Origin of the sequence: Streptomyces atratus, from assembly GCF_014648655.1 — a bacterium.
Classification (GTDB): domain Bacteria; phylum Actinomycetota; class Actinomycetes; order Streptomycetales; family Streptomycetaceae; genus Streptomyces; species Streptomyces atratus.
The window spans coordinates 73,532-96,783 of record NZ_BMRN01000027.1; the positions used below are offsets into that span (position 1 = coordinate 73,532).

5 protein-coding genes are annotated in these 23,252 nt (G+C 73.5%); 2 read left to right on the forward strand and 3 right to left on the reverse strand.

Translation table 11 applies throughout. The features are described 5' to 3' along the window. Positions 1-173 precede the first annotated feature (173 nt). Both IEZ15_RS30610 and desII read left to right on the forward strand, forming a co-directional pair. The gene (locus tag IEZ15_RS30610; protein ID WP_189280267.1) at positions 174-1,379 is read left to right on the forward strand and encodes an aminotransferase class I/II-fold pyridoxal phosphate-dependent enzyme; all 1,206 of its coding nucleotides are present in this window, start codon (positions 174-176) and stop codon (positions 1,377-1,379) included. Next, positions 1,376-2,833, forward strand: a complete 1,458-nt coding sequence (gene desII / locus IEZ15_RS30615) for a dTDP-4-amino-4,6-dideoxy-D-glucose ammonia-lyase (protein ID WP_189280268.1) — start codon at positions 1,376-1,378, stop codon at positions 2,831-2,833. Before IEZ15_RS30610 ends, desII begins: the two co-directional genes overlap by 4 nt. Positions 2,834-2,845: 12 nt before the next feature. Here the strand turns inward: desII and IEZ15_RS30620 are convergent, their stop codons facing one another. From IEZ15_RS30620 to IEZ15_RS30630, 3 genes are read right to left on the reverse strand one after another with little or no spacing between them, the layout of a single operon-like run. Beyond that, a complete protein-coding gene (locus tag IEZ15_RS30620; RefSeq protein ID WP_189280269.1) occupies positions 2,846-3,799 on the reverse strand; it encodes a TIGR03621 family F420-dependent LLM class oxidoreductase in 954 nt (317 codons plus the stop codon). Next, positions 3,796-5,040, reverse strand: a complete 1,245-nt coding sequence (gene ccrA, locus IEZ15_RS30625; protein WP_114248257.1) for a crotonyl-CoA carboxylase/reductase — start codon at positions 5,038-5,040, stop codon at positions 3,796-3,798. The genes IEZ15_RS30620 and ccrA overlap by 4 nt, the downstream gene beginning before the upstream one ends. Next, the gene (locus IEZ15_RS30630) at positions 5,040-23,234 is read right to left on the reverse strand and encodes a non-ribosomal peptide synthase/polyketide synthase (protein ID WP_189280270.1); all 18,195 of its coding nucleotides are present in this window, start codon (positions 23,232-23,234) and stop codon (positions 5,040-5,042) included. Before IEZ15_RS30630 ends, ccrA begins: the two co-directional genes overlap by 1 nt. Positions 23,235-23,252: the final 18 nt, after the last annotated feature.

Here is a 23,252-nt window from a genome sequence, read left to right on the forward strand (position 1 = left end):
TACGGATCGGCTGTACCCGACCTGTACGCGAAACTGCCGTCGCAATCCATTGAATCTTCTGTCAACATAAAGTTTTGGCACGGGAGTTGGTGATCTGTAAGCTCTGCCACCCATTCCGGAATCACGCGACCACGACCATCCGGAATGAATAGGCGAATATACAGGGGAGCGTTGTGAAACTGACCACAGGCGATCTCGCGATATTCGGCGGAGTGCACGCCTTTCTGCGGCCCTTGTACGTCGGCTCCCCCAACACGGTCGACCGTGACCGCCTGTTCGACCGCCTCAACTGGGCACTGGACAACCAGTGGCTCTCCAACAGCGGCCCGCTGGCCGTGGAATTCGAGGCCAGGACCGCCGAGCTCGCCGGTGTGCGCAACTCCGTCGCCACCTGCAACGCGACGGTCGCGCTCCAGATGCTCTGCCATGCGCTGGAGCTCAGCGGTGAGGTGATCATGCCCTCGCTCACGTTCGCCGCGACCGCGCACGCCGCGCGCTGGGTCGGCCTCGACCCGGTGTTCGTGGACGTCGACCCGCAGACCGGCCAGCTGGATCCCGCCCTCGCGGCCGAGGCGGTCGGCCCGCTCACCTCGGCGATCCTCGGCGTGCACCTGTGGGGCCGGACGTGCCCGGCCCCGGAACTGGAGAAGGTCGCCGTCGACCACGGGCTTCCGCTCTTCTTCGACGCGGCTCACGCCATCGGCTGCACCCTCGACGGACGGCCGGTCGCCTCCTTCGGCAACGCGTCGGTCTTCTCCTTCCACCCGACCAAGGTGGTGGCCGGGTTCGAAGGCGGCGCGATCGTCACCGACGACGACGCCCTGGCCGGGCGGCTGCGCAGCCTGCGCAACTTCGGTATGGGACCGGGGGCCGGCAGTCCGGCGGGCGGCACCAACGGCAAGATGAGCGAGGCCGCCGCGGCCATGGCGCTGACCTCGCTCGACGGATTCGAACGGGCCGTCGCCCACAACCGGTCGAACTTCGACGCCTACGCCGCGGGGCTGGACAAGATCCCCGGGGTGCGGCTGATTCCGCACGACCCGTCGGAGTCACGCAACTACCAGTACGTGATCATCGAGATCGACGAACCCGTGGCGGGCGTCGACCGGGACCTCGTCCTGGAGATCCTGCAGGCCGAACACATCATGGCGAAGCCGTACTTCTCCCCCGCCTGCCATGAACTGGAGCCCTACCGGTCCGGCCGCACCTTCCGGCTCCCGCACACCGAACGGCTCGCCGGGCGCGTACTGGCCCTGCCCACCGGTTCGGCCGTGTCGCGCGAGAGCATCCGCAGGATCTGCGACGTACTGCGGCTGGTTGTCTCCCGCAGCGATGAAGTGACCTCCCGTTGGCAGCAGATGAAGGGACGACCCACATGACGTCGGCACTCGATCCGCGTACCGGGGCGGTGGTGCACTGCGCGGCCCCCGGCCACGACCCGGAGTCGTCGGCGGCGGCCGTGCGGCACCTCCTGACGGAGCGCCGCCACTGCCCACCGAACGAGGCGGACACCGCCGCAGGCCGACTCGTCGCCCTGGCGCGGCACTACGGCAACCGGCCGTTCACGCCGCTGGAGGAGGTACGGCGGGAACTCGCCCTGGACACGGACCACTTCCGGCGGCTCCTCGACCTCTTCGGGCGGCTTCCCGAACTCCGGGACGCGGTGATCGCGGGCCCGTCCGGCCAGTACTGGTCCAACACCGTGCTGCCGCTGGAGCGGCGCGGAGTGTTCGACGCGGTCCTGGAGGGCAGGCCCGGCTACCCGCACATCGTCGGCCTGTACCCCGGGCCGAGCTGCATGTTCCGGTGCCACTTCTGCGTACGGGTGACGGGGGCGCGCTATCCGGCCTCCGCGCTGGCGGACGGCAACGCGGCGCTGGCCTCGGTCATCGACGAACTGCCCGCCGGCTCCCCCGAATCCCTGTACGTCTCCGGCGGCCTGGAGCCGCTCACCAATCCCGGGCTCGGCGACCTGGTGCGGCGGGCCGCGGGGCGTGGCTTCCCCATGACGCTGTACACCAACTCCTTCGCCCTCACCGAGCAGACGCTGGAGCGCCAGCCGGGACTGTGGGACCTCGGCGCCGTCCGCACCTCGCTGTACGGGGTGTCCGACGAGGAGTACGCGGCCACCACCGGGAAGCGGCGGGCCTTCGGCCGTGTGCGGGCGAACCTGCTGCGTTTCCAGCGGCTGCGGGCCGAGCGCGAGGCGCCCGTGCGGCTCGGGCTGAACCACATCATCCTGCCGGGGCGCGCCCGGCGGCTGCTCGACGTGCTGGACTTCGTCGCCGAGCTGGACGCCGCCGCCCCCGGCAGGCCCGTGGACTTCCTGAACCTGCGCGAGGACTACAGCGCACGGCCGGACGGGGCGCTCTCGGCGGCCGAACGCACCGAACTCCAGGACATCCTGCTCGCCTTCGAGGAGAAGGCCCGGCGCCTGACCCCCGCCCTGCGGGTCGACTACGGCTACGCCCTGCACGCCCTCAAGTCGGGCACCGAGGCAGAGCTGGTGCGCCTCCGGCCGGAGACGATGCGGCCTCGGGCGCATCCGCAGATCGCGGTCCAGATCGACGTGCTGGGCGACGTGTACCTGTACCGCGAGGCGGGCTTCCCCGGCCTGGAGGGCGCCGACCGCTACATCGCCGGACGGGTGGGGCCGGGCCGTTCACTGCTCGACGTGGTCGGGGACTTCGTCACGGCCCGCGCCTCGGTGGCCCCGCGGGCCGGTGACGAGTACTTCATGGACGGCTTCGACCAGGTGGTCACGGCGCGGCTGAACCAATTGGAGGCCGACATCGCCGCGGGCTGGGCGGCGCACCGCGGGCTGCTGCGCTGACGGAGGCGGGGCTCAGGTGCCGGTCAGCCGCTCCACGACCGGCACGAACTCCTCCCACCGTGCCGCGGGCAGCACCCAGTAGCTGATCCCGAACCGCTCACGGCGGTCCCGCAGCCGCGCGCAGATCTCGTCAACGGTGCCCGCGAGGACCACGGGCGAGTCCAGGACCTCGGCGGGCGGCAGGCCGAACCGGGGGGCCAACTCGCGCGTGGCGTACTCCTCGCAGTCGGTGACGACCGCGGCGTCGATGAGCAGGCACTGCAGCTCCGGGGCTGAGGTCCGGCCGGCCGCTGCCGCGAACTCCCGCACCCAGTACACCCGTTCGTCGAACCGCTCGGCGCGGGCGTTGTCGCCGAGCGGCTTGTCACGACGGCCGGAGGAGAGCCGCGCGGTCAGTGACACGATGTCCGCGTGCTCCACGGCGGTCCGCAGCATCCGAGGGCCGCCCCCTCCCATGACCCAGGCGGCCGGGCCCGGCCGTGGCGCGCCGATCGCGTCGACGGCCGAGCAGTGGCGTCCCTCGTACGAGACCGCTCCCTTCTCCCAGAGCTCCTTGAGGATGTGCGCGGTCTCCGCCAGCCGTTCGATGCGGATGCCGGGAGGGGCCATGGGGACGCCGGCGCGGGCGAAGTCGGGGGGATACCAGCCGGCGCCGAGGCCGATCTCCAGGCGCCCCGGTGCCGCCTGGTCGAGCGTGGCCAGGTCCTTGAACAGCACGGCGGGGCGCCTCAGGTCGGCGGCGAGCATCAGGGTGCCCAGGGCGATCCGTGAGGTCCAGCCGGCCGCGAGGGCCAGCGAGACCACGGGCGACCAGCGCTCGTCGAGGTGGTCGGGGACGAGCAGGGACGCGTAGCCCGCCTCCTCGGCGCCCACCGCCAGCGCGCGCAGGGCGCCGATGCCGGAGAGCGCCCCCGCGTACACACCGAACCGGAACGGATGCCGCCCGGCCGGCGGGCCGCCGGTCACGGCATGCCCGTCAGGCCGGGGCCCGGGGCGTTCACGAGCACCGCGGTGTTGCCCGCCGCATGCCGGTTCTCGTACACCTGCTGATGGGCCCGGCCGATCTCCTCGAAGGGCACGGTCTCGCTCAGACAGGGATCGACGCGTCCGGCCGCCACCAGGTCGATGATCGCCCGGGTCTCGCGCACGTTGGCCGCGTGCGAGCCCTGGAGCCGCTTCTGGAACATCCACACAAAGCGCAGGTCGATGTGGCCGATGTAGCCGCTGGTGCCCGCGCACGTCACCACCATGCCGGCGTTGTCGCAGACGTACACCGACGTGGCGAGCGTGTCCCGGCCCGGGTGTTCGAGGACGATGCGCGGTGACCGGCGCTCGCCGAGCACCTCCCAGATCCGCCGGCCGAAGGAGCGCGCGCCGTCCAGCCACGCGCCGTACGCCGCGGTGTCGTCGGGGCCGGGCAGGCCGCCCCAGTGGGTGAACTCATTCCGGTTGACCACCCCGTGGGCGCCGAGCCGCATGCAGTGGTCCCGCTTGGCGTCGTCGGAGACGACCGCGACGGGGATCCCGCCGAAGTGGTTGACGATCTGGATGGCCATCGATCCGAGGCCGCCCGAGCCGCCCCAGATCAGCACCGGATCACCGGGCCGCACATGGTGCGGGTGCCAGTTGGTCAGCATGCGGTACGAGGTGGAGCCGCCGCCGAGGAAGCAGCCGGCCTCCTCCCAGGTCAGCCGCGGCGGCTTCGGGTGGCACTGGTATTCGTCGACGACCGTGAACTGGGCGAAGGAACCGTAGTTGAGCTCATAGCCCCAGGCGCGCTGCGACCGGGAGGCGGTGGGGTCGGTACCGAGCCGGATGTCGGGGGCGGACTCGTCCCAGCGGACCCCGCCCACGATCACCTCGTCGCCGACGCGGTACTGGGTGACGCCCTCGCCGACCGCCCACACCACCCCGGCCCCTTCGGAGCCCGCGATGTGGAAGTCGTGCGGATCGCCCTGCTTGCGGCGGGCCGCGATGACGTCGGCGGGCGCGCCGAGCGCGGCCCACACGCCGTTGTAGTTGACCCCGGCCGCCATCACCAGGAGCAGGATCTGGCCCCGGCCAACCGGCGGCACCTCGGTCTGCTCGATGCGTATGGCGTCGGCGGGCGCGCCGTAGCGCTCCTGGCGGATCATGGCCGCGTGCATGTAGCGCGGCACCTCCCCCAACGGCGGTATCTCACCGATCTCGTAGATGTCCTGGCCCATCAGCGGTCCGTTCCCCCCTTGGTGCGGCGCAGCCGCGCGGTGACGATCCGCCCGATCTCGGCGAGCGGCTCCGGATCCATCATGTGTTCGTGCGTGCAGCGCACCACGTGGGCGTGCACCCGTCCCTCGACGTACGGCTGCCAGCGCTCGGCCCGGCTGTGGGCGCCGGCGCCGTCGGGCAGGGCCGCGAAGAGCAGCGCGTCCCCGCGGAACACCTGCGGGACGAACGCGTGCCGCAGGGCCACGTGGTCCTCGAAGGTCTCGAGGACCGTGTCGAGCCGGTCGGCGAGCAGTTCCATGAGCGGGTTGCCGAGGGCACGCAGCGCCGCGGCCGCCTCCTCTCGGGTGACGGCTTCGGTGCCGGGCGAGGAAGGCGCCGCGTGCGTCACTTCCAGCAGGGCGCGCAGCAGTTCGCCGCCGTCGCCGGCCGCCGCGGGCGGCGCGATGCCCGCTTCGACCGGGTAGGCGTCGAGCAGTGCGAGCGTGGCGACCTCGTCGCCGTCCTCCTGGAGCCGCGCGGCCACGGCGTGAGCGACAAGGCCGCCGAAGGACCAGCCGAGCAGGTGGTAAGGGCCGGTGGGTCGTACCTTTCTGATCTGCTCGACGAAGTCCGCGGCGATCTCCTCGACGCCGGCCGGCCGGTAGCCGGGCGTGCTGTAGGCGCGGGCCTGCAGTCCGTACACCGGGTGCTCGGACGGCAGGTGCCGCAGCAGTCCGGCGTACCGCCAGCTCAGTCCGCCGCCGGCGTGGAGGCAGAAGACCGGGGCCTCGTCTCCGGTGGTCCGCAGCGGCAGCAGTACCTCCAGGCCGCCGTGCTCGTCGGGGCCGGTGTCCGGCTCCAGCCGGCACGCCAGCGCCGCGACGGTGGGCGCGGTGAACAGCGCCTGCACGCTCAGCCCGGATCCCAGGGTGGCGCGGATGCGGCTGACGAGCGCCGCGGCCGTCAGCGAGTTGCCGCCCAGCATGAAGAAGTCGTCGTCGAGGCCGACCTCGGACACGCCGAGCGCGTCGGCGAACAGACCGCACAGTACCTCTTCTTGAGGGGTACGCGGCGGGCGGGTCTGCTCGGCCCGGTGGTCGGGCGCGGGCAGCGCCGCACGGTCCAGCTTGGTGTTGTCGGTCAGCGGCAGCCGGTCGAGGACGACGAAGGCGGACGGCACCATGAACTCCGGCAGCAGACCGGCCAGCCGCTCCCGCAGGGCGGCCAGGTCGGGGGCCGGCGAGTCGGCGTCCGGCACCACGTACGCGACCAGGCGCTTGTCGCCCGGGCGGTCCTCCCGGACCAGCGCGACCGCCTGGCCGATCCCGGGGTGGCCGGTGACGGCGACTTCCACCTCGCGCAGCTCCACCCGGAATCCGCGCAGCTTGACCTGCTCGTCGGCGCGCCCGGCGAACTCCATGAGCCCGTCCGCGCGCCGGCGGACGAGGTCGCCGGTGCGGTACATGCGCGTGCCGGGGGGGCCGTAGAGGTCGGCGACGAAGCGCTCGGCCGTCATGGCCGGGTTGTTCTCGTAGCCGCGCGACACGCCGGAGCCCGCCAGGTACAGCTCGCCGACGACGCCCACCGGCACGGGTTCGAGGCCTGGGCTGAGGACGTAGGCCCGGGTGCCGTCCAGCGGGCGGCCGATGGGCACGCTCTCCGGCACCGGGTCGCCCGCGCGCATGGAGTGCCGGGTGGAGAACACCGTGGTCTCGGTCGGCCCGTACCCGGCGGTGACCACTGTGTCCGGGCAGGCGTGCAGTGCCCTGCGCACCGCGTCCGCGGGGACCACGTCGCCGCCGGTGCGCACCTCGCTCAGCCCCGCGAAGCACTCCGGGTGTTCCTCGGCGAGCAGCCGGAACAGGCCGCCGGAGGCCCACAGTCCGGTGACGCGCTCCTCGACCACGAGGGTCGCGAGGGCGTCCAGGTCGAGCTTGCCCGGCGGGGCGACCACGATCTCCCCGTGGTTGAGCAGCGGCACCCACCACTCCAGCGTGGAGGCGTCCCAGGCGTGCGGCGAGTGGAAGAGCACCCTGCGGCGGCTGTCGAGGCCCCACCAGCGGTCCGCCGCGAGCTCCACCACGTTCTGGTGGGTGACGGCGACGCCCTTGGGGGTACCGGTGGATCCGGAGGTGTAGATGACGTAGGCCAGTTGGTCGGGTGCCACGTCGACGTGCGGCGCGGTGACGTCCTGGCCGGGCAGCCGGGGGTCGCCGTCGACTGCGACGACCCGCACCCCCGCGTCGGGCCCGGCGGTCCACGTGGGCGTGAGCCCCTCGTGGGTGAGCAGGACGGGCGCGGCGGTCTCGGAGACGAGCAGTTGCTGGCGCCGCTCCGGGGTGTCGGGCTCCAGCGGTACGTACACGGCACCGGCCTTGAGGACCGCGAGGACGGCGACGACGAGGTCGACGCCCCGGTCGAGAAGCACCGCCACGCGGGTCTCCCGGCCCACCCCCAGCTCGCCGAGGAGCCGCGCGAGCCGGTTGGCGCGCTCGTCCAGCTCACGGTAGGTGAGCCGCTGGTCGCGGTGGCGGATCGCCGTGTCCTCGGGCCCTTGGGCCACGGCGTCGGCGAACCGGCCGGGAATCGTGGCGGGCCGGGCGGCGGCCGGCGTGAACGCGTCGCCGTTCCAGCCGTCCAGGAGCTGTCGCCGCTCGGCCGGGTCGAGGACGTCGATCCGCCCGACGGGCCGCCGCGGGTCGCCGACAACCTGTTCCAGGACGCGTACGAGGCGGTCCAGGAGCTCCTCGACCCGCTCGCGGGCGAGGAGCTCGGGCCGGTACTCCAGGCGCAGCCGCAGTCCCGTCGGTGTCATGTTGGCGATCAGGGCGAGCGGGTAGTGCGCCGCCGCGCGACCCTCCCCGGCCTTGGCGCTCAGCCCGGTGTCCGTCGATTCCCCGGAGGTGGGCGCGGGGAAGTTCTCGTAGACCACCAGCGCGTCGAAGAGTTCGCCGACGCCGGCCAGCTGCTGGATGCGGGCGAGCCCGAGCTGGTGATGGGCGCTGAGCGCGGTCTGCTCGTGCTGGATGCGGGCCGTCAGCTCCTGCCAGGTCTCGCCGAGCCGCAGCCGGACCCGGACCGGGATGGTGTTGATGAACAGGCCGAGCATGGACTCGATGCCGGGTATCTCCGGCGGGCGGCCGGAGACCGTGGTCCCGAAGATCACGTCGTCGCGGCCGAGGAGCCGGCCGGCCAGCACTGCCCACGCCCCCTGCAGGAACGTGTTGACGGTGGTCGCGGACCGTGCCGCCTGTTCCTGGAGCGCCGTGGTGAGCGAGGCGGGCAGGGCACGGACGACGTTGCGGGGCATCTCGGTCGGCGGGCCCGGCTCGGCACCCGCCAGGAGCGTGGGCTCCGACACACCGGCCAGGGCCTCGCGCCAGGCCGCCTCGGTCGCCGCGCGGTCCTGCCGCGACAGCCAGTCGAGATAGCCGCGGTAGGGGACGACCGACGGCAGCGCGCCCTGGTCGCCGTGCCGGTAGAGCGCGAACAGGTCGCGCATGAACAGCGGCACCGACCAGCCGTCGAGCAGGATGTGGTGCTTGAGGATCAGCAGCCGGTGCCGGTCCTCGCCGAGCCTGATCAGGGTGAACCGGATCAGCGGCGGCCGGCCGAGGTCGAACCGCTGGGTGCGGGCGTCGTCGGTCAGCCGTGTCGACTCGGCCTGTCCGGCGCGCTCGTCGAGCCCGGACAGGTCCACCTCCGTCCAGGGAAGTTCGACCCGCCGGGGGATGATCTGGACGCTGTCGCCCCCGCCGCGGTGGCGGAACCCGGCCCGCAGGTTGGGGTGGCGGTCCAGGACGCCCTGCCCGGCGGCCCGCAGCGCCGTGGCGTCCAGCGGGCCTGTCAGGTCGAGCGTGGTCTGCATGGTGTAGACGTCGGGGCCGGTGCCCGCGAACAGGGCGTGGAAGAACAGTCCTTCCTGGAGCGGCGAGAGCGGCAGGACGTCCTCGACGCCGGCCGGCTCGGCCTCCCAGGCATCGATCTCCTCCTGGGTGACGGAGACGAGCGGCAGGTCGGCGGGGACGAGTCCGCCGGCGCCGGACCGCCCGGCCCGGTCGGCCAGGGCGCGCAGTGCCCGCAGCCAGGTGTCGAGCAGGTCCTGGACCTCCTCGGCGGGGAACAGCGCGGCAGGCCAGGCGCAGCTGACGCTCAGCCGGGGCCCGTCGGCCAGGTCCCGGACGGCCGCCGTCAGTTCGAGGGCGTGAGCGAACGGCAGGTCGCCGTCGGACGGGTCGACGCCGGCGGCGAGGTCCGTGCTGACCGACCACTCGGTGGGCGCCGGGCTCTCGCCGTCGATGGCGCCGCTGTTCATCCGGCCCAGGTAGTTGAAGCCGATCTGCGGGGAGCCGTACGGGGCGAGGACGCCGGCCGTGTCCGGGTTGAGGTAGCGCAGCAGTCCGAATCCCAGCCCGTTGTCGGGGAGTTCCCTGAGGCGGTTCTTGATCCGCTTGAGGGCGTCGACCACCGCGGGCTCCCCTGCCGGCGCCCGGCCCGGGTCCGGCTCGCCCGGGTCGAGCCGCAGCGGGAACACGCTGGTGAACCAGCCGACGGTGCGGGAGAGGTCGATCCCGTCGGCGATCTCCTCCCGGCCGTGGCCCTCCACGTCCAGCAGGACGGTGCGGTCGGTGCCCCAGCCGTGCCGCTCCCGCCACTCGGCGACGGCGAGCGCGAGCCCGGTCAGCAGGATGTCGTTCATGCGGACCTGGAACGTCTCCGGTACGGAGGTGAGCAGCGTGCCGGTGAGGTCCGCGGGCAGGGTGGCGGTCAGGTACTCGGCCGTCCCCCGGGTGTCCCGGGCGGGCCTGAGTGCCCCGGCGCCGATGCGGGGGTCGTCGCCGTCCAGCATGCCGGTCCACAGGTCCAGTTCGGCGGCGCGCTCCGGGTCCTGGCCCTCGGCGAGGAGGAGCTGGGCCCAGCGCCGCAGCGAGGTGCCCACCGGGGCGAGCCGGGGTCCGCCGCCGGCCGCGGCGGAACGCCACGCCTGGGCCAGGTCGGGCACCAGGATGCGCCAGGACACCCCGTCGACGACCAGGTGGTGGGCGATCAGCAGCAGTCGGCCCGGGCGTTCGGGCCCCGCGTCGAACCACACCACCTGGAACATCGACCCGGACTCCGGGTCCAGGCGGTCCCGCGCGGCCTCGCCCTCCCGGGCAACGAGGGCGGCGAGCTCCGGGGAGCCGTCCGGGTGGGCGGTGATGTCCACCCGCCGCACGCACTCCCGCGCCGGGAGGTCGCCGCGCGGGGCGACCTTCAGGCCCCAGGTGACCTTGGTGGCGCCGCCGACCAGGGTGGCGCGCAGCGCGTCGTGGTGGTCGAGCAGGCTCTGCACGGCGGTGACGAGTGCCTCCAGTCCCAGTGCGGGCACCGTCAGCAGGACCGACTGGTTGAGGTGCGCGACCGGGCCGCGCCGCTGGGCGAGCCAGCGTATGACGGGGGTCGCCGGTACGGCGCCGACGCCGTCGTCGCGGCGCCGGTCGTCCTGGGGCGCGGACTCGCGCACCGCCGCTGCGAGTTCGGCCACGGTCTGGTGCCGGAACAGGTCCCTGGGGGTGACGACCAGTCCGGCGGCGCGCGCCCGACTGGCGACCTGGAGCGCGGTGATGCTGTCGCCGCCCAGGGCGAAGAAGTTCTCGTCGACGCCGATCGGGGGTATCGCGAGCACGTCCGAGACCACCTGGCAGAGCAGTTCCTCCCGGGGGTCGCCGGGGCGGCGTGCGGTGTCGGCCGCGACCGGCCGGACCGCGGGCAGGGCCGCGTGGTCCACCTTGCCGTTCACGGTCAGGGGTATGCGGTCGAGCACCACCAACGCCGTCGGCACCATGTGCTCGGGCAGGAGCTCGGCGAGCCGGGCGCGGATCCGCTCGGTGTCGGCCTCGGCGCCGGCGCCCGGCGCCGGGGTCACATAGCCGACCAGCCGCCTGCGGCCGGGCTGGTCCTCCCGTACGACGGCGACGGCCCGGCCCACGTCGGGGCAGGACATCAACGCGTTCTGGATCTCGCCCAGTTCGATCCTGAAGCCGCGGATCTTCACCTGGTCGTCCGCGCGGCCGGCGAACTCCAGTTGGCCGTCGGCCCGCCGGCGCGCCAGGTCACCCGTGCGGTACATGCGGCTTCCGGCGGGGCCGTAGGGGTCCGCCACGAAGCGTTCCGCGGTCAGTGCCGTCCGCCCCAGATAGCCGCGGGCGACGCCGAGGCCGGACACGTACAGCTCGCCGGGCACGCCGACCGGGACGGGCCGCAGCGCGTCGTCGAGGACGTACACGCGGGCGTTCGGCAGCGGCCCGCCGATCGGCGGCATGCCCGGCACGGCGGGCAACGGCCCGGCCATGGTGCACGAGACGGTGGTCTCGGTGGGGCCGTACGCGTTGAACATCCGGCGTCCGGCGGCCCACTTGGGCACCAGGGACGCTTGCGCCGCCTCGCCCGCGATGACCAGGTTCACCACGGAGGGCAGGCTGTCGTCGGGGAGCTGGGCGAGGATCGCGGGCGGCAGCGTCGCGTGCGTCACCCCGTATTGCCGGATCAGCGTGGGCAGTTGGTCGGCCTGGTCGAGCATGTCGGCGGGGCCCAGCACGAGGCAGGCTCCCGCGCACAGCGGTGTGCAGATCTCGGACACGGCCGCGTCGAAGCTGAGCGAGGCGAACTGCAGCGCCCGGCTGCCCGGTCCCATGCCGTACGCGCCGATCCTGGCCAGCACGATGTTCGGGACGGAGCGGTGCTCCACGACCACGCCCTTGGGCCGGCCGGTGGAGCCGGACGTGTAGATCACGTAGGCGGGGGTGCGCGGGGTGAGCGGGGCCCCCCGGTCGGCGTCGGTGAGGTCGTCCGCCGAACGGCGCGACAGTTCCTCGGCGGTGGCCGGGTCGTCGAGGACGATCCGGTCGACGGCGGACGGCAGACGGTCCGCGGTCGCCCTGGTGGTCACGGCGAGGACCGGACGCGCGTCGTCGAGCATGTAGCCGATCCGGTCGGCAGGGTACTCGCTGTCCACCGGCAGGTACGCGGCGCCGGACTTCAGAACGGCCAGGACGGCGACGATCATCTCCACGGAGCGCGGCACCATCAGGGCGACCACGCTCTCGGGTCCCGCGCCACGCTCGGCCAGGAGCCGGGCCACCCGGTTGGCGCGGGCGTCGAGGTCCGCGTACGAAACGGTGTCCGCGCCGCAGACGACGGCCGGGGCGTCCGGGGTGCGCGCGACCTGCTTTTCGAACAGCTGCGGCAGGAGCTGCGCGGGCAGCGGGCGTTCGGTGTCGTTCCAGCCGCGCAGCAGCCGGTCGCGCTCGGCCTCGCCCAGGATGTCCGCCTCGCCGATGGGCCGGCCGGGGTCGGTTACCACGGCACGCAGCAGCCGGACGAACCGTTCCGCGATCGCCGCGACCGTGGGCCGGTCGAAGAGATCGCTTGCGTAGGCGACCGACCCGGCCAGGCCCGCCGCTTCCCCGTCGGCGGCCTGCTCCACCAGGCGTACGGACAGGTCGAACTTGGCCCGGCCGGGCGCCTCGGGCGGCGGCTCCACGGCGGCGGCCGTGGCGTCGCCCGCCGGGTCCGTGCTGCTCAGTCCGTCGAGTCCGGTCTCGGGCCGGGTGAAGTTGTCCAGGACGAGCATGACCTGGAAGAGGGGGTGCCGGGCGAGGGAGCGCGCCGGGTTGATCTCCTCGACCAGCCGGTCGAAGGGAACGTCCTGGTGGGCGTAGGCGGCGAGGTCCGACTCCCTCACCCGGTCGAGGAGTTCGTCGAAGGCCGGGTCGCCCGAGGTGTCGGTGCGCAGCACCACGGTGTTGACGAAAAAGCCGACGAGGTCGTCGAGGGACTCGTCGCCGCGCCCGGACACGGCGGCGCCGATGGGCAGGTCCGTTCCCGCGCCGAGGCGGGTCAGCAGCGCGCCGAGCGCGGCGTGCAGCACCATGAACGGCGTCGCGCCGTGCGCGCGGGCCAGGTCCCGCAGCCTCTGGTGCAGTTCCGGGTCCACCTCGAAGGGGACAACGCCGCCCTCGTGCCGGGCCTCCGCGGGGCGCGGGCGGTCGGCGGGCAGTGCCAGCTCCTCGGGCAGTTCCGCCAACTTCTCCTTCCAGTAGGCAAGTTGTCGGCTCATCTCGTTGTCCGGGTCGCTGTCGTCGCCGAGCATCTCGCGCTGCCAGAGCGTGTAGTCGGCGTACTGGACCGGAAGCGGCTGCCACTGCGGGGCCTCGCCGGCCCGGCGCGCCGTGTAGGCCGCGGACAGGTCCCGTACCAGCGGCCGCACCGAACCGGCGTCACCGGCGATGTGGTGGAGGACCAGGACCAGCAGGTGGCTCTCCGGCCCGAGCGTGAGCAGACTTGCCCGCAGCGGGGGCTCGGACGCCAGGGCGAAGGGCTCGGCGCGGATGACGTCGACCGTCCGGTCCGCCTCCTCGGGACAGACCTCCACGACGCCGAGGCGCGGACGCGCGGCGTCGGGGTCCAGGACCACCTGGTGCGGCACACCGTCCACTTCGGGGTAGACCGTGCGCAGACTCTCGTGGCGGGCCATCACGTCGGCGAGCGCGGCCTCCAGGGCGTCCCGGTCCGGTGCGCCATGCAGCCGGGCCGCCAGGGAGATGTGGTAGAGGGGGCCGGTGTCGGCCAGCTTGCCGAGGGCCCACAGGCGTCGTTGGGCGTACGACAACGGAACCATCTCCGGACGCTCCCGCACCACCACCCCCGCACGCCCACTCACCACACCCGACTCGACCCACCCCACCAAACCCGCCACCGACGGCGCCTCGAACACCGCCCGCACCGGCACCTCAACACCGAACACACCCCGCACCCGCGACACCAACCGCGTCGCCAACAACGAATGCCCACCCAAAGCAAAAAAGTCGTCCTCCGGCCCCACCACCCCCACACCCAGAACCTCCGCAAACAGACCACACAAAATCTCCTCACCCGCAGACCGCGGACCACGCCCCACCCCACCCGACACCACCGGCACCGGCAACGCCCCCCGATCCACCTTCCCGTTCGCCGTCAACGGCAACTCAGCCAACCCCACCACCACCGACGGCACCGCATACCCCGGCAACACCCCCGCCACCACACCACGCACCACCACCGGATCCACCCCACCCGTCACAAACCCAACCAACCGCCCCCCACCATCCGGACCCACCACCACCGACGCCACCGCACCCGACACACCCACAACCCCCCGCAACGCCGCCTCCACCTCACCCAACTCCACCCGGAACCCCCGCACCTTCACCTGACCATCCACACGCCCCACAAACTCCAACCCCGACACCGTCCACCGCACCAAATCCCCCGTCCGATACAACCGCTCCCCCACACCCCCGAACGGATCAGCCACAAACCGCCCAGCCGTCACACCAGGCCGCCCCACATACCCCCGACCCACCCCCACACCACCCACATACAACTCACCCACCACACCGAACGGCACCACACCCAAACCACCATCCAGCACATACACCCGCGTATTCCACAAAGGACCACCCACCACCACAGAACCACCGGGCACCACGGGAGCGGAAGTCGAATAGATAGTGGCCTCCGTCGGGCCGTAACCGTTCAGTACGGACAGCGCCCGGTCCGCGAGCCGGGCCGCGAGGACGTCGTCCAGGGCCTCGCCGCCGGTCAGCACGCGCAGCCCGTCGGCGGCGTCCGGGGCGGCGTCGAGCAGCGTCCGCCACAGGCTCGGCGTCGCCTGCATCACCGTGGCGCCGTCGGCGCGCAGCCGGCGCGCCAGCTCCGCGGGATCGCGGACGACGTCGCGCCCGGCGACCAGCACGGTCGCTCCCGAGACCAGCGGCAGGAAGACCTCCAGCAGACAGATGTCGAAGCCGAAGGCCGCCACGGCCAGCCAGCGGTCGTGCGGCGCCAGCGGCACCAGTTCTCCCATCGAGGACAGCAAGTTGCACAGTGCGGCATGCGGGATCACGACGCCCTTGGGGCGGCCGGTGGAGCCCGAGGTGTAGAGGATGTACGCGGGATTCTCCGGCAGGGCCGGCACCGCGGCCGCCCACTCGGGGACCGGCCGCGCGTCCTCGATCAGGACCGTGGGGACGGCCGGCTCGGCGGGCAGCTTCGCCACCGTCTCCCGCGTCGCGAGCACCAGCACAGGGGCGGCGTCCCGGAGGACGAAGCGCACGCGTTCCGCGGGGAATTCCACGTCCACCGGCAGGAACGCCGCACCGGCCTTGGACACCGCCAGCATCGCCACGACCGCGTCCACGGACCGTGGCACGGCGAGCGCCACCACCGACTCCGGCCCCGCTCCCCGCTCGGCGAGCAGGCGCGCCACGCCGTTTGCCCGTTCATCCAACTCGGCGTATGTCAGCTTCACCTGATCGTCCGTCACGGCGGTGGCCGCCGGAGTGCGGCGGGCCTGGGCCTCGACGAGCCGGTGCACCGGGGCCTGCGGGACCGGGTGCGCGGTGTCGTTGCGGGTCACCAGGAGTTCGTGCCGCTCGGCCGGGTCAAGGACGTCGAGGGCGCCGAGCCGGATGCCGGGGTCGTCCGTCACCGCTACGAGCACGCGCTCCAGGCGCCGCAGCAGCGACTCGACCGTCGAGGCATCGAAGAGCTCGGCGGAGTACTCGGCGACGCCTTCGAGGCCGTCGGGCGCGCCGTCCGGGTCACGCAGTTCGCCCAGGGCCAGGAACAGGTCGAAGCGCGCCCACAGGGTCTCGTTCGACACGGTCTCGACCGCGAGGCCCGGCAGCGTCAGCTGCGCGCCGCCGCCGCTCTGCACGGTCAGGGCCACCTGGAAGAGGGGGTGACGGGCGAGCGAGCGCGGCGGGTTCAGCTCCTCCACCAGCCGCTCGAACGGCAGCTCCTGGTGGTCGTACGCGGCGAGGTCGGTGTCCCTGACCCGCGCGAGCAGCTCGCGGAAGGTCGGGTCGCCCGAGGTGTCGGTGCGCAGCACCAGGGTGTTGAGGAAGAAGCCGACCAGGTCGTCCAGGGCCTCGTCGGACCGCCCGGTGATGGGGGTACCGATCGGGATGTCGTCACCGGCGCCGGCCTTGCTGAGCACGGCCGCGAACGCCGCCTGGGCGACCATGAACAGGCTGGTGCCGGTGGCGCGGGCCAGTTCGAGGAGCCGTCGGTGCAGGGCGGCGTCACAGGAGAAGCGGAGCCTCGCTCCCCGCTGGGGCCCCGAGGCGGGGCGCGGCCGGTCGGCGGGCAGCGCGAGCCCCTCGGGCAGGTCCGCCAACTTCTGTTTCCAGTGGGCGAGTTGGCGGGACAGCTCGCTGTCCTGGTCGCTCTCGTCGCCGAGAACCTCGCGCTGCCAGAGCGTGTAGTCGGCGTACTGGACCGACAGCGGCTCCCACCGCGGGGCCCCGCCCTCCCGGCGCGCCGCGTACGCGGCGGCCAGGTCCGCGCCGAGCGGGCGCATCGACATCGCGTCGCCCGCGATGTGGTGCAGGACCAGAACGAGCACATGGTCGCGCTCGCCCAGTTCGAGGAGGGTCGCGTGCAGCGGCGGGCGCACCGTCAGGTCGAAGCCCTCCCGTGCGGCCCCGGCGACGGCTTCGCCGAGGTCGGCCTCGGTCACCGCGAAGGTGCGCAGCAGCCGGCCGGCCAGAAACGCGGGGTCGAGGATCCGCTGAGCGGGTTCGCCGTCCTGCTCGGGGAAGACCGTGCGCAGGCTCTCGTGGCGGGCCACCACGTCGGCCAGCGCGGCGTCCAGGGCCGCCCGGTCCAGCGGTCCGCGCAGCCGCAGCGTGATCGGCAGGTTGTAGAGCGGGCTGTCCGGGTCGAGCCGGTTGATGAACCACTGGCGGCGCTGGGCGTACGACAGCGGCAGCGGGTCGGGGCGGTCGGCGGGGGCGAGCGCCGGGCGCGGTCCCGAGCCGGAGCCGCGCACCACCTCGGCGAGGCCCGCCGGGGTGGGCGTCTCGAAGAGGGTGCGGATGCCCAGCTGCACGGAGAAGGCCCGGCGGATCTGGCTCAGGAGCCGGATCGCGAGGAGCGAGTGGCCGCCGAGTGTGAAGAAGCTGTCGTCCGGGCCGACCTCGTCGGTGCCGAGGACGTCCGCGAACAGGCCGCGGAGGATGTCCTCGTGCGGGGTGCGCTGCCCCCGGGCCTGCTCCGCCGCGCCGTGGCACGGCGCGGGCAGGACGGCGCGGTCCAGCTTGCGGTTGGCGGTCAGCGGCAGCTCGGGAAGGACCACGATCGCCGCGGGGACCATGTACTCCGGCAGGTGCCCGGCGACGAACCGGCGCAGTGCGGCCGGGTCCGGCGCCTCGTGCCTCCCTGTCCCGGCGGGCACGCAGTACGCCACCAGCCGCTTGTCCCCGGGGCGGTCCTCGCGCACCGTCGCCACGGCCCGGCCGACCGTGGGGTGCGCGGCGAGCGCGGCCTCGATCTCGCCGAGTTCGACGCGGAATCCGCGGATCTTGACCTGGTCGTCCGCCCGGCCGACGAACTCCAGGTTGCCGTCGGCACTCCAGCGCACCAGGTCTCCGGTCCGGTACACGCGCTCGCCGGGGCCGCCGAAGGGGTCGGCGACGAACCGCTCGGCAGTCAGCGCCGGCCGGCCCAGATAGCCGCGCGCGAGCTGCGGTCCGGCAAGGTACAGCTGTCCCACGGATCCCGCGGGCACGGGCTGGAGCGCGTCGTCGAGGACCAGGACCCGGCAGTTGCCCCGTGGCCTGCCGATGGGGACGTTCCCGTCGGGCAGGGCGTCGCCGGGCGCCACCCGGAACTCGGTGCAGTTGACGGTGGACTCGGTGGGTCCGTAGGCGTTGACGACGGTGACCCCGGGGTGGCGGCGCCGCCACCGTGCGAGGTCACGGCCGGTCAGCGCCTCGCCGCCGACGACGAGTTCCTCCGAGGGGGAGAAGCCGTCGTCGAGGGCGGACAGCAGCGGAAGATGGCTCGGCGTGATCTTCATGAAGGAGGCGAAGCCGCGCTCGGGCGTCACCTCGGGCCCCGGACCCGAGGCGCCGAAGAGATCGACGACGCGTACGCAGCCGCCGGACACCAGGGGCGTGTACAGCGCCGTGACCGTCAGGTCGAACGAGACGGGCGAGTGCACCGCCGTCACACCGCGCGTGCCCGGATGACGGGTGGCGGCCCAGCCGAGGTACTCGCGCAGGGAGCGGTGCTCGATCACCACGCCCTTGGGGCGGCCGGTGGTTCCGGAGGTGTAGATGACGTAGGCCGGGTGGCGCGGGGTGAGCGGCGCCGTCCGGTCGCCGTCGTCCGGGTCGTCTGCCGGGCAGGCGGCCAGCGCGGCCCGGGTCGCGGGCGCGTCCAGCCGGATCGCGGTGGCGGGCAGCGGCGCGGCGACGCCGCTGCTGGTGACCACCTGGACGGGCCGGGCGTCGGCCAGCATGGCGGCGACGCGGTCGGCGGGGAGGTCCGGTTCCACGGGGAGGTAGCCGGCACCGGACTTCAGCACCGCGAGCAGGGTGACGACCAGGTCGGCGCACCGGGGCAGCGCCACGGCCACCAGCCGCTCGGGGCCCGCGCCCCGGTCGATCAGCAGCCGGGCCAGCCGGTTGGCGCGGGCGTTCAGCTCCGCATACGAAAGCTCGGTATCTCCGTCCGTGACCGCGGGCGCGTTTGGCGTCCGGTACACCTGCCGCTCGAAGAGGGCAGGGAGCAGCGCGGACGGGTCCGCGTCCGGGTGGCCGCCCTCCCCCGTGCCCCATTCGGCGAGGAGCCGGGTGCGCTCGCCGGGGTCGAGCAGGTCGAGGCCGCTGAGGGGGCGGCCGGGCTGGGCCACGGCGGCGCGCAGCAGCCGCTCCAGACGCTCCATGAGGGTTTCCACGGTGGCGTGGTCGAACAGGTCCGCGTTGTACTGCGCGATGCCCTCGATGCCGCCGGGGCTGCCGTCGGCGCCGCGCCGCTCACGGAGGTTGAACAGCAGATCGAGCTTGACCGCCGCGCCCGGCAGCGGCTCCGGGGCCACCTCCAGGCCGGGCAGCGCCAGGTGCGCGTCGGGGGCGTTGTCCAGGGTGAGCGACACCTGGAAGAGCGGGTTGCGGCCCGGGACGCGATCGGGGTTGAGCACCTCCACGAGCCGCTCGAACGGCAGGTCCTGGTGTGCGTAGGCCGCCAGGTCGACGGCGCGCACCCGGTCCATCAGCTCCCGGAAGCTCGGGTCGCCGCTGGTGTCCGTCCGCAGGACGAGGGTGTTCAGGAACAGGCCGACGAGGTCCTCGGTCGCCTCGTCCGTGCGCCCGGCGATCGGGGCTCCGATCGGGATGTCGTCTCCCGCGCCCAGCCGGGACAGGAGTGCGGCCAGACCGGCCTGAAGCGTCATGAAGACGGTCGCACCGCGGGCCCGGGCGAGGGCGGCCATGTGGCCGTGGAGCTCCGCGCCGAGCGTGAAGCGCACGGTGCGGCCCGGCGTTCCCTCGGCAGTGCGCCGGGGCCGGTCGAAGGGCAGGTCCAGGCTGTCCGGGAGGTCCCGCAGGGTCTCGGTCCAGTGGGCGAGCTGGCGGCTGATCCGGCTGTTCTCGTCGTCCTCCGTGCCCAGGTGCCGGTTCTGCCAGAGCGTGTAGTCGGCGTACTGGACGGGCAGGGGGCGCCACGCGGGGGCACGTCCCGCGCACCGCGCGGCGTAGGCCGTCCCGAGGTCCCCGGCGAGCGGCGCCGACGACCAGCCGTCGCTGACGATGTGGTGAGTGACAAGGACCAGTACGTGCTCGCGCGGCGCGAGGGCGACGAGCCGGGCGCGCAGCGGAAGTTCGCCGGCCAGGTCGAAGCCCCGGCCGATGCACTCGGACATCTCCCGGGCCAGCCCGGTCTCGTCCGTCTCGACCACGTCGAGCGCAGGGACGGCGTCCGCGGCGTCGAGGACCACCTGGTGCGGCTCACCGCCGGTCTCCTGGAAGAGTGTCCGCAACGCCTCATGCCGGGTCACGACGTCGGCGAGCGCGGCGCGCAGCGCGCCTCGGTCCAGCTCCCCGCGGAGCCGCACGGCCACCGGGATGTTGTACGCGGAGGCCTGGCCGCCGAGCCGGTTGAGGAACCACATCCGGCGCTGGGCGGACGACAGCGGCACCACCTCGGGCCGTGCCACCGGCACCACGGGATCGGCCGGCCGCTCGTCGGCGTGCGCGAGCCGCTCCGCGAGCGCGGCCACCGTCGGCGCCTCGAAGAGCGCGCGGACCGGCAGCTCGGTGCCGAGCGTCGCCCGGATCCGGCTCACCAGACGGGTCGCGGACAGCGAGTGCCCGCCCAGGTCGAAGAAGCCCTCGTCGACGCCGACCCGTGCCACGCCGAGGACCTCGGCGAACAGGCCGCACAGCACCTCCTCCCGCGGGTCGCGCGGGCCGCGGGCGTCGCGACTGCCGGTCAACTCCGGTGCCGGCAGGGCCTTGCGGTCCACCTTGCCCGTGGCGAGCTGCGGGAGGGCGTCCAGGGCCATGACGGCGGCCGGGACCATGTGGGCGGGCAGCGCCGCGGCGGCGGCCCGGCGCAGCGCTTCGGGGTCGAGCACGGCACCGGGGCGCGGCACGGCGTAGCCGACCAGCCGCCGGTCGCCGGGGGTCACCTCGTGGACCACGACCGCGACCTGGGCCAGGTCGCCCAGTTCCCGCAGGGTCTCCTCGACCTCGCCCAACTCGACGCGGAAGCCGCGGATCTTGACCTGGTCGTCGGTGCGTCCGAGGTACTCCACCACGCCGTCGGCGCGCTGGCGTACCAGGTCCCCGGTCCGGTACATGCGCTCGCCCGGGCCGCCGAACGGGTCCGCGACGAACCGTCCCGCGGTCTGCGCCACGCGGCCCAGATAGCCACGGGCCAGTCCGGCGCCGGCGATGTAGAGCTCGCCGTCGGTGCCCGGCGGCACCGGCTGGAGCCCGCCGTCGAGCACGTACACCCGGGTGTTGCCGATGGGGCGTCCGATGACGGGCCGGTCGTCGTCCTGGAGCGAGGCGACGAGGGAATCGACGGTCGTCTCGGTGGGCCCGTAGAAGTTCCTGCCCACGACGCCTGCGGCCCGCAGGTCGTTCCACAGGCCCTCGCCGACCTGCTCGCCGCCGACCATGAAGCCCCGCAGGCCGGACTCCAGGATCCCCTGGGACAAAAGGAGTTGGGCATAGGTGGGGGTGACGTCGACGATGTCGGCGCGGTGTTCGGCGACGTACCGGCACAGCGCCTGGGCGTCGCGTCGCACGTCTTCGGGGACCAGGTGCAGCTCGTGTCCGGCGATCATCCACAGCAGGGGCGGCCAGAGCGCGTCGGAGGAGAGACCGGCGGTGTGGGCGACCCTCAGCCGTTCCCGTCCGGCGTCGGCCGCGGCGGGCGCGAAGACGTGTTCCCGGTGACTGAGGAAGAGGTTGGCGAGGGCGCCGCGGGGCACGACGACGCCCTTGGGCGTGCCGGTCGAGCCCGAGGTGTAGTGCACGTAGGCGGCGTGGTCCGGGTGCACGGGACGCAGGAGCTCCGCCGGTCCGGGGTCCGTGGCCGCGCACCGGTCGAGGGCGCCGGCCGTGTCCGGGTCGTCGAGGAGGGTGACGGGGACGTCAGTGGCGGGCAGCCGCCGCAGCGGCCCGGACTCGGTGAGCAGCAGGGCGGGGCGAGCGTCGGCGAGGAGCCCGGCGACGCGGTCCGCCGGGTCGTCGAGGTCGACCGGCAGATACGCGGCACCGGTCTTGAGCACGGCGAGCAGGGCGGCGACGGCCCGCGTGGAGCGGGGCAGGGCGAGGGCCACGACGTCCTCGGCACCGATGCCGAGGCCCGTCAGGTGCCGGGCGAGCCGGTTGGCACGGGCGTTGAGCCCGGCGTAGTCGGTGCTCTCGCCGTCGTGCACGACGGCTGCGGCCGTGGGGGTCCGCGCGGCCCGCCGCTGGAAGATGTCGACGAGACAGTCGCCGGACAGCGGGAACGCGGTGTCGTTGAAGTCGTCGAGCAGGACGCGGCGTTCGTCGGCGCTGAGCACACCGACCCGGCCCGTGGGCAGGTCGGGGGTGTCTGCGAGCGCTTCGAGCAGCAGCCTGAAGCGCCACATGAGGGCCTCGGCGGCGGCGCGCGGGTAGACGTCCGGGCGGTGCTCCAGGCGCAGTTCCAGGCGTTCGCCGGAGCGCGCGGCTATCAGGCCGAGGGTGTAGTGCGTGGCGTCGTGCCCGTCGGCGGAGGTCAGCCGCACGCCGGCCACGGCGCGCTCCAGCGACTCCCGCTCCACCAGGAAGTTCTCGGTCACCACGGTGGTGTCGAAGAGGTCGCCCAGGCCGGCCTTCCGCTGGATGTCGCCGAGCCCGATGTGCTGATGGTCCATCAGCAGCGCCTGCTCGTGCTGCACCCGGGTGAGGAGGTCGGCGAAGGTCTCGGCGGGCCGCAACCGGATCCGGACGGGCACGGTGTTGATGAACAGGCCCACCATGCCCTGTACGCCGGGGATCTCCGGCGGCCGGACGGAGACCGTGGCCCCGAACACCACGTCGTCCCGGCCGGTCAGCCGGCCGAGGAGCAGCGCCCAGACGACCTGGACCACGGTGTTCACGGTCACCGCGTGGGCGGCCGCCCGACGCTGGAGCGCCTCACCGAGCCGGTCCGGCAGCTCCACGGTGAGCTGCTCGGGCCGGACCGGGGGCGCCGTCTCGCTCCGGGGGGCCAGCAGCGTCGGCGCCTGAAGCCCGTCCAACGCCGCGCTCCAGGCGCGCAGCCCGCTCTCGGTGTCCTGTCCGGCCAGCCAACCGAGGAAGGTGCGGTAGGGGGTGACAGCCGGCAGCCGCGCGGTGTCGCCCCGGTGCTCGTACAGTGCCATCAGGTCGCGCAGCAGCAGCGGGCCGGACCAGCCGTCCATCAGGATGTGGTGGTTGGTGACGACCAGGCGGTGCAGCTCCGGTTCCTCTTGGACCAGCAGGAAGCGGATGAGCGGCGGCCTGTCGAGGTCGAAGCGGGTCGCGCGCTGCTCCTCGCGCAGTGCGTCGAGTGCGGCCGCGCGCCGGTCGGGCGCGAGGCCGGTCAGGTCCGTCTCCCGCCAGTGCGGTTCGGTGTCCCTGCGGATGTACTGGACCGCCTTGCCGGACCCGGTCACCCGGAACCCGGCCCGGAGGTTGGGGTGGCGGCGCAGCAGCGCGCGGGCCGCGTCGTGCAGCCGCTCGGCGTCCAGGGGTCCGGCCAGGCCCACGGCGAGCTGGACGGTGTACACGTCCGGCCGCCGGTCGTCGTACAGGGAGTGGAAGAGCAGGCCTTCCTGCAGGGAGGTCAGGGGCAGTACGTCGTCGAGTGCGGGCCGGGCATCGCCGGAACGTGTCTTGCGGGTCACTTGTCGTCCTCCAGGCAG

What these genes read in the sequence shown, in the direction of transcription:
- desII (WP_189280268.1), top strand. Translation starts at nt 1,376, where the DNA reads ATGACGTCGGCACTCGATCCGCGTACCGGGGCGGTGGTGCACTGCGCG.
- ccrA (WP_114248257.1), bottom strand. Translation starts at nt 5,040, where the DNA reads ATGGGCCAGGACATCTACGAGATCGGTGAGATACCGCCGTTGGGGGAG.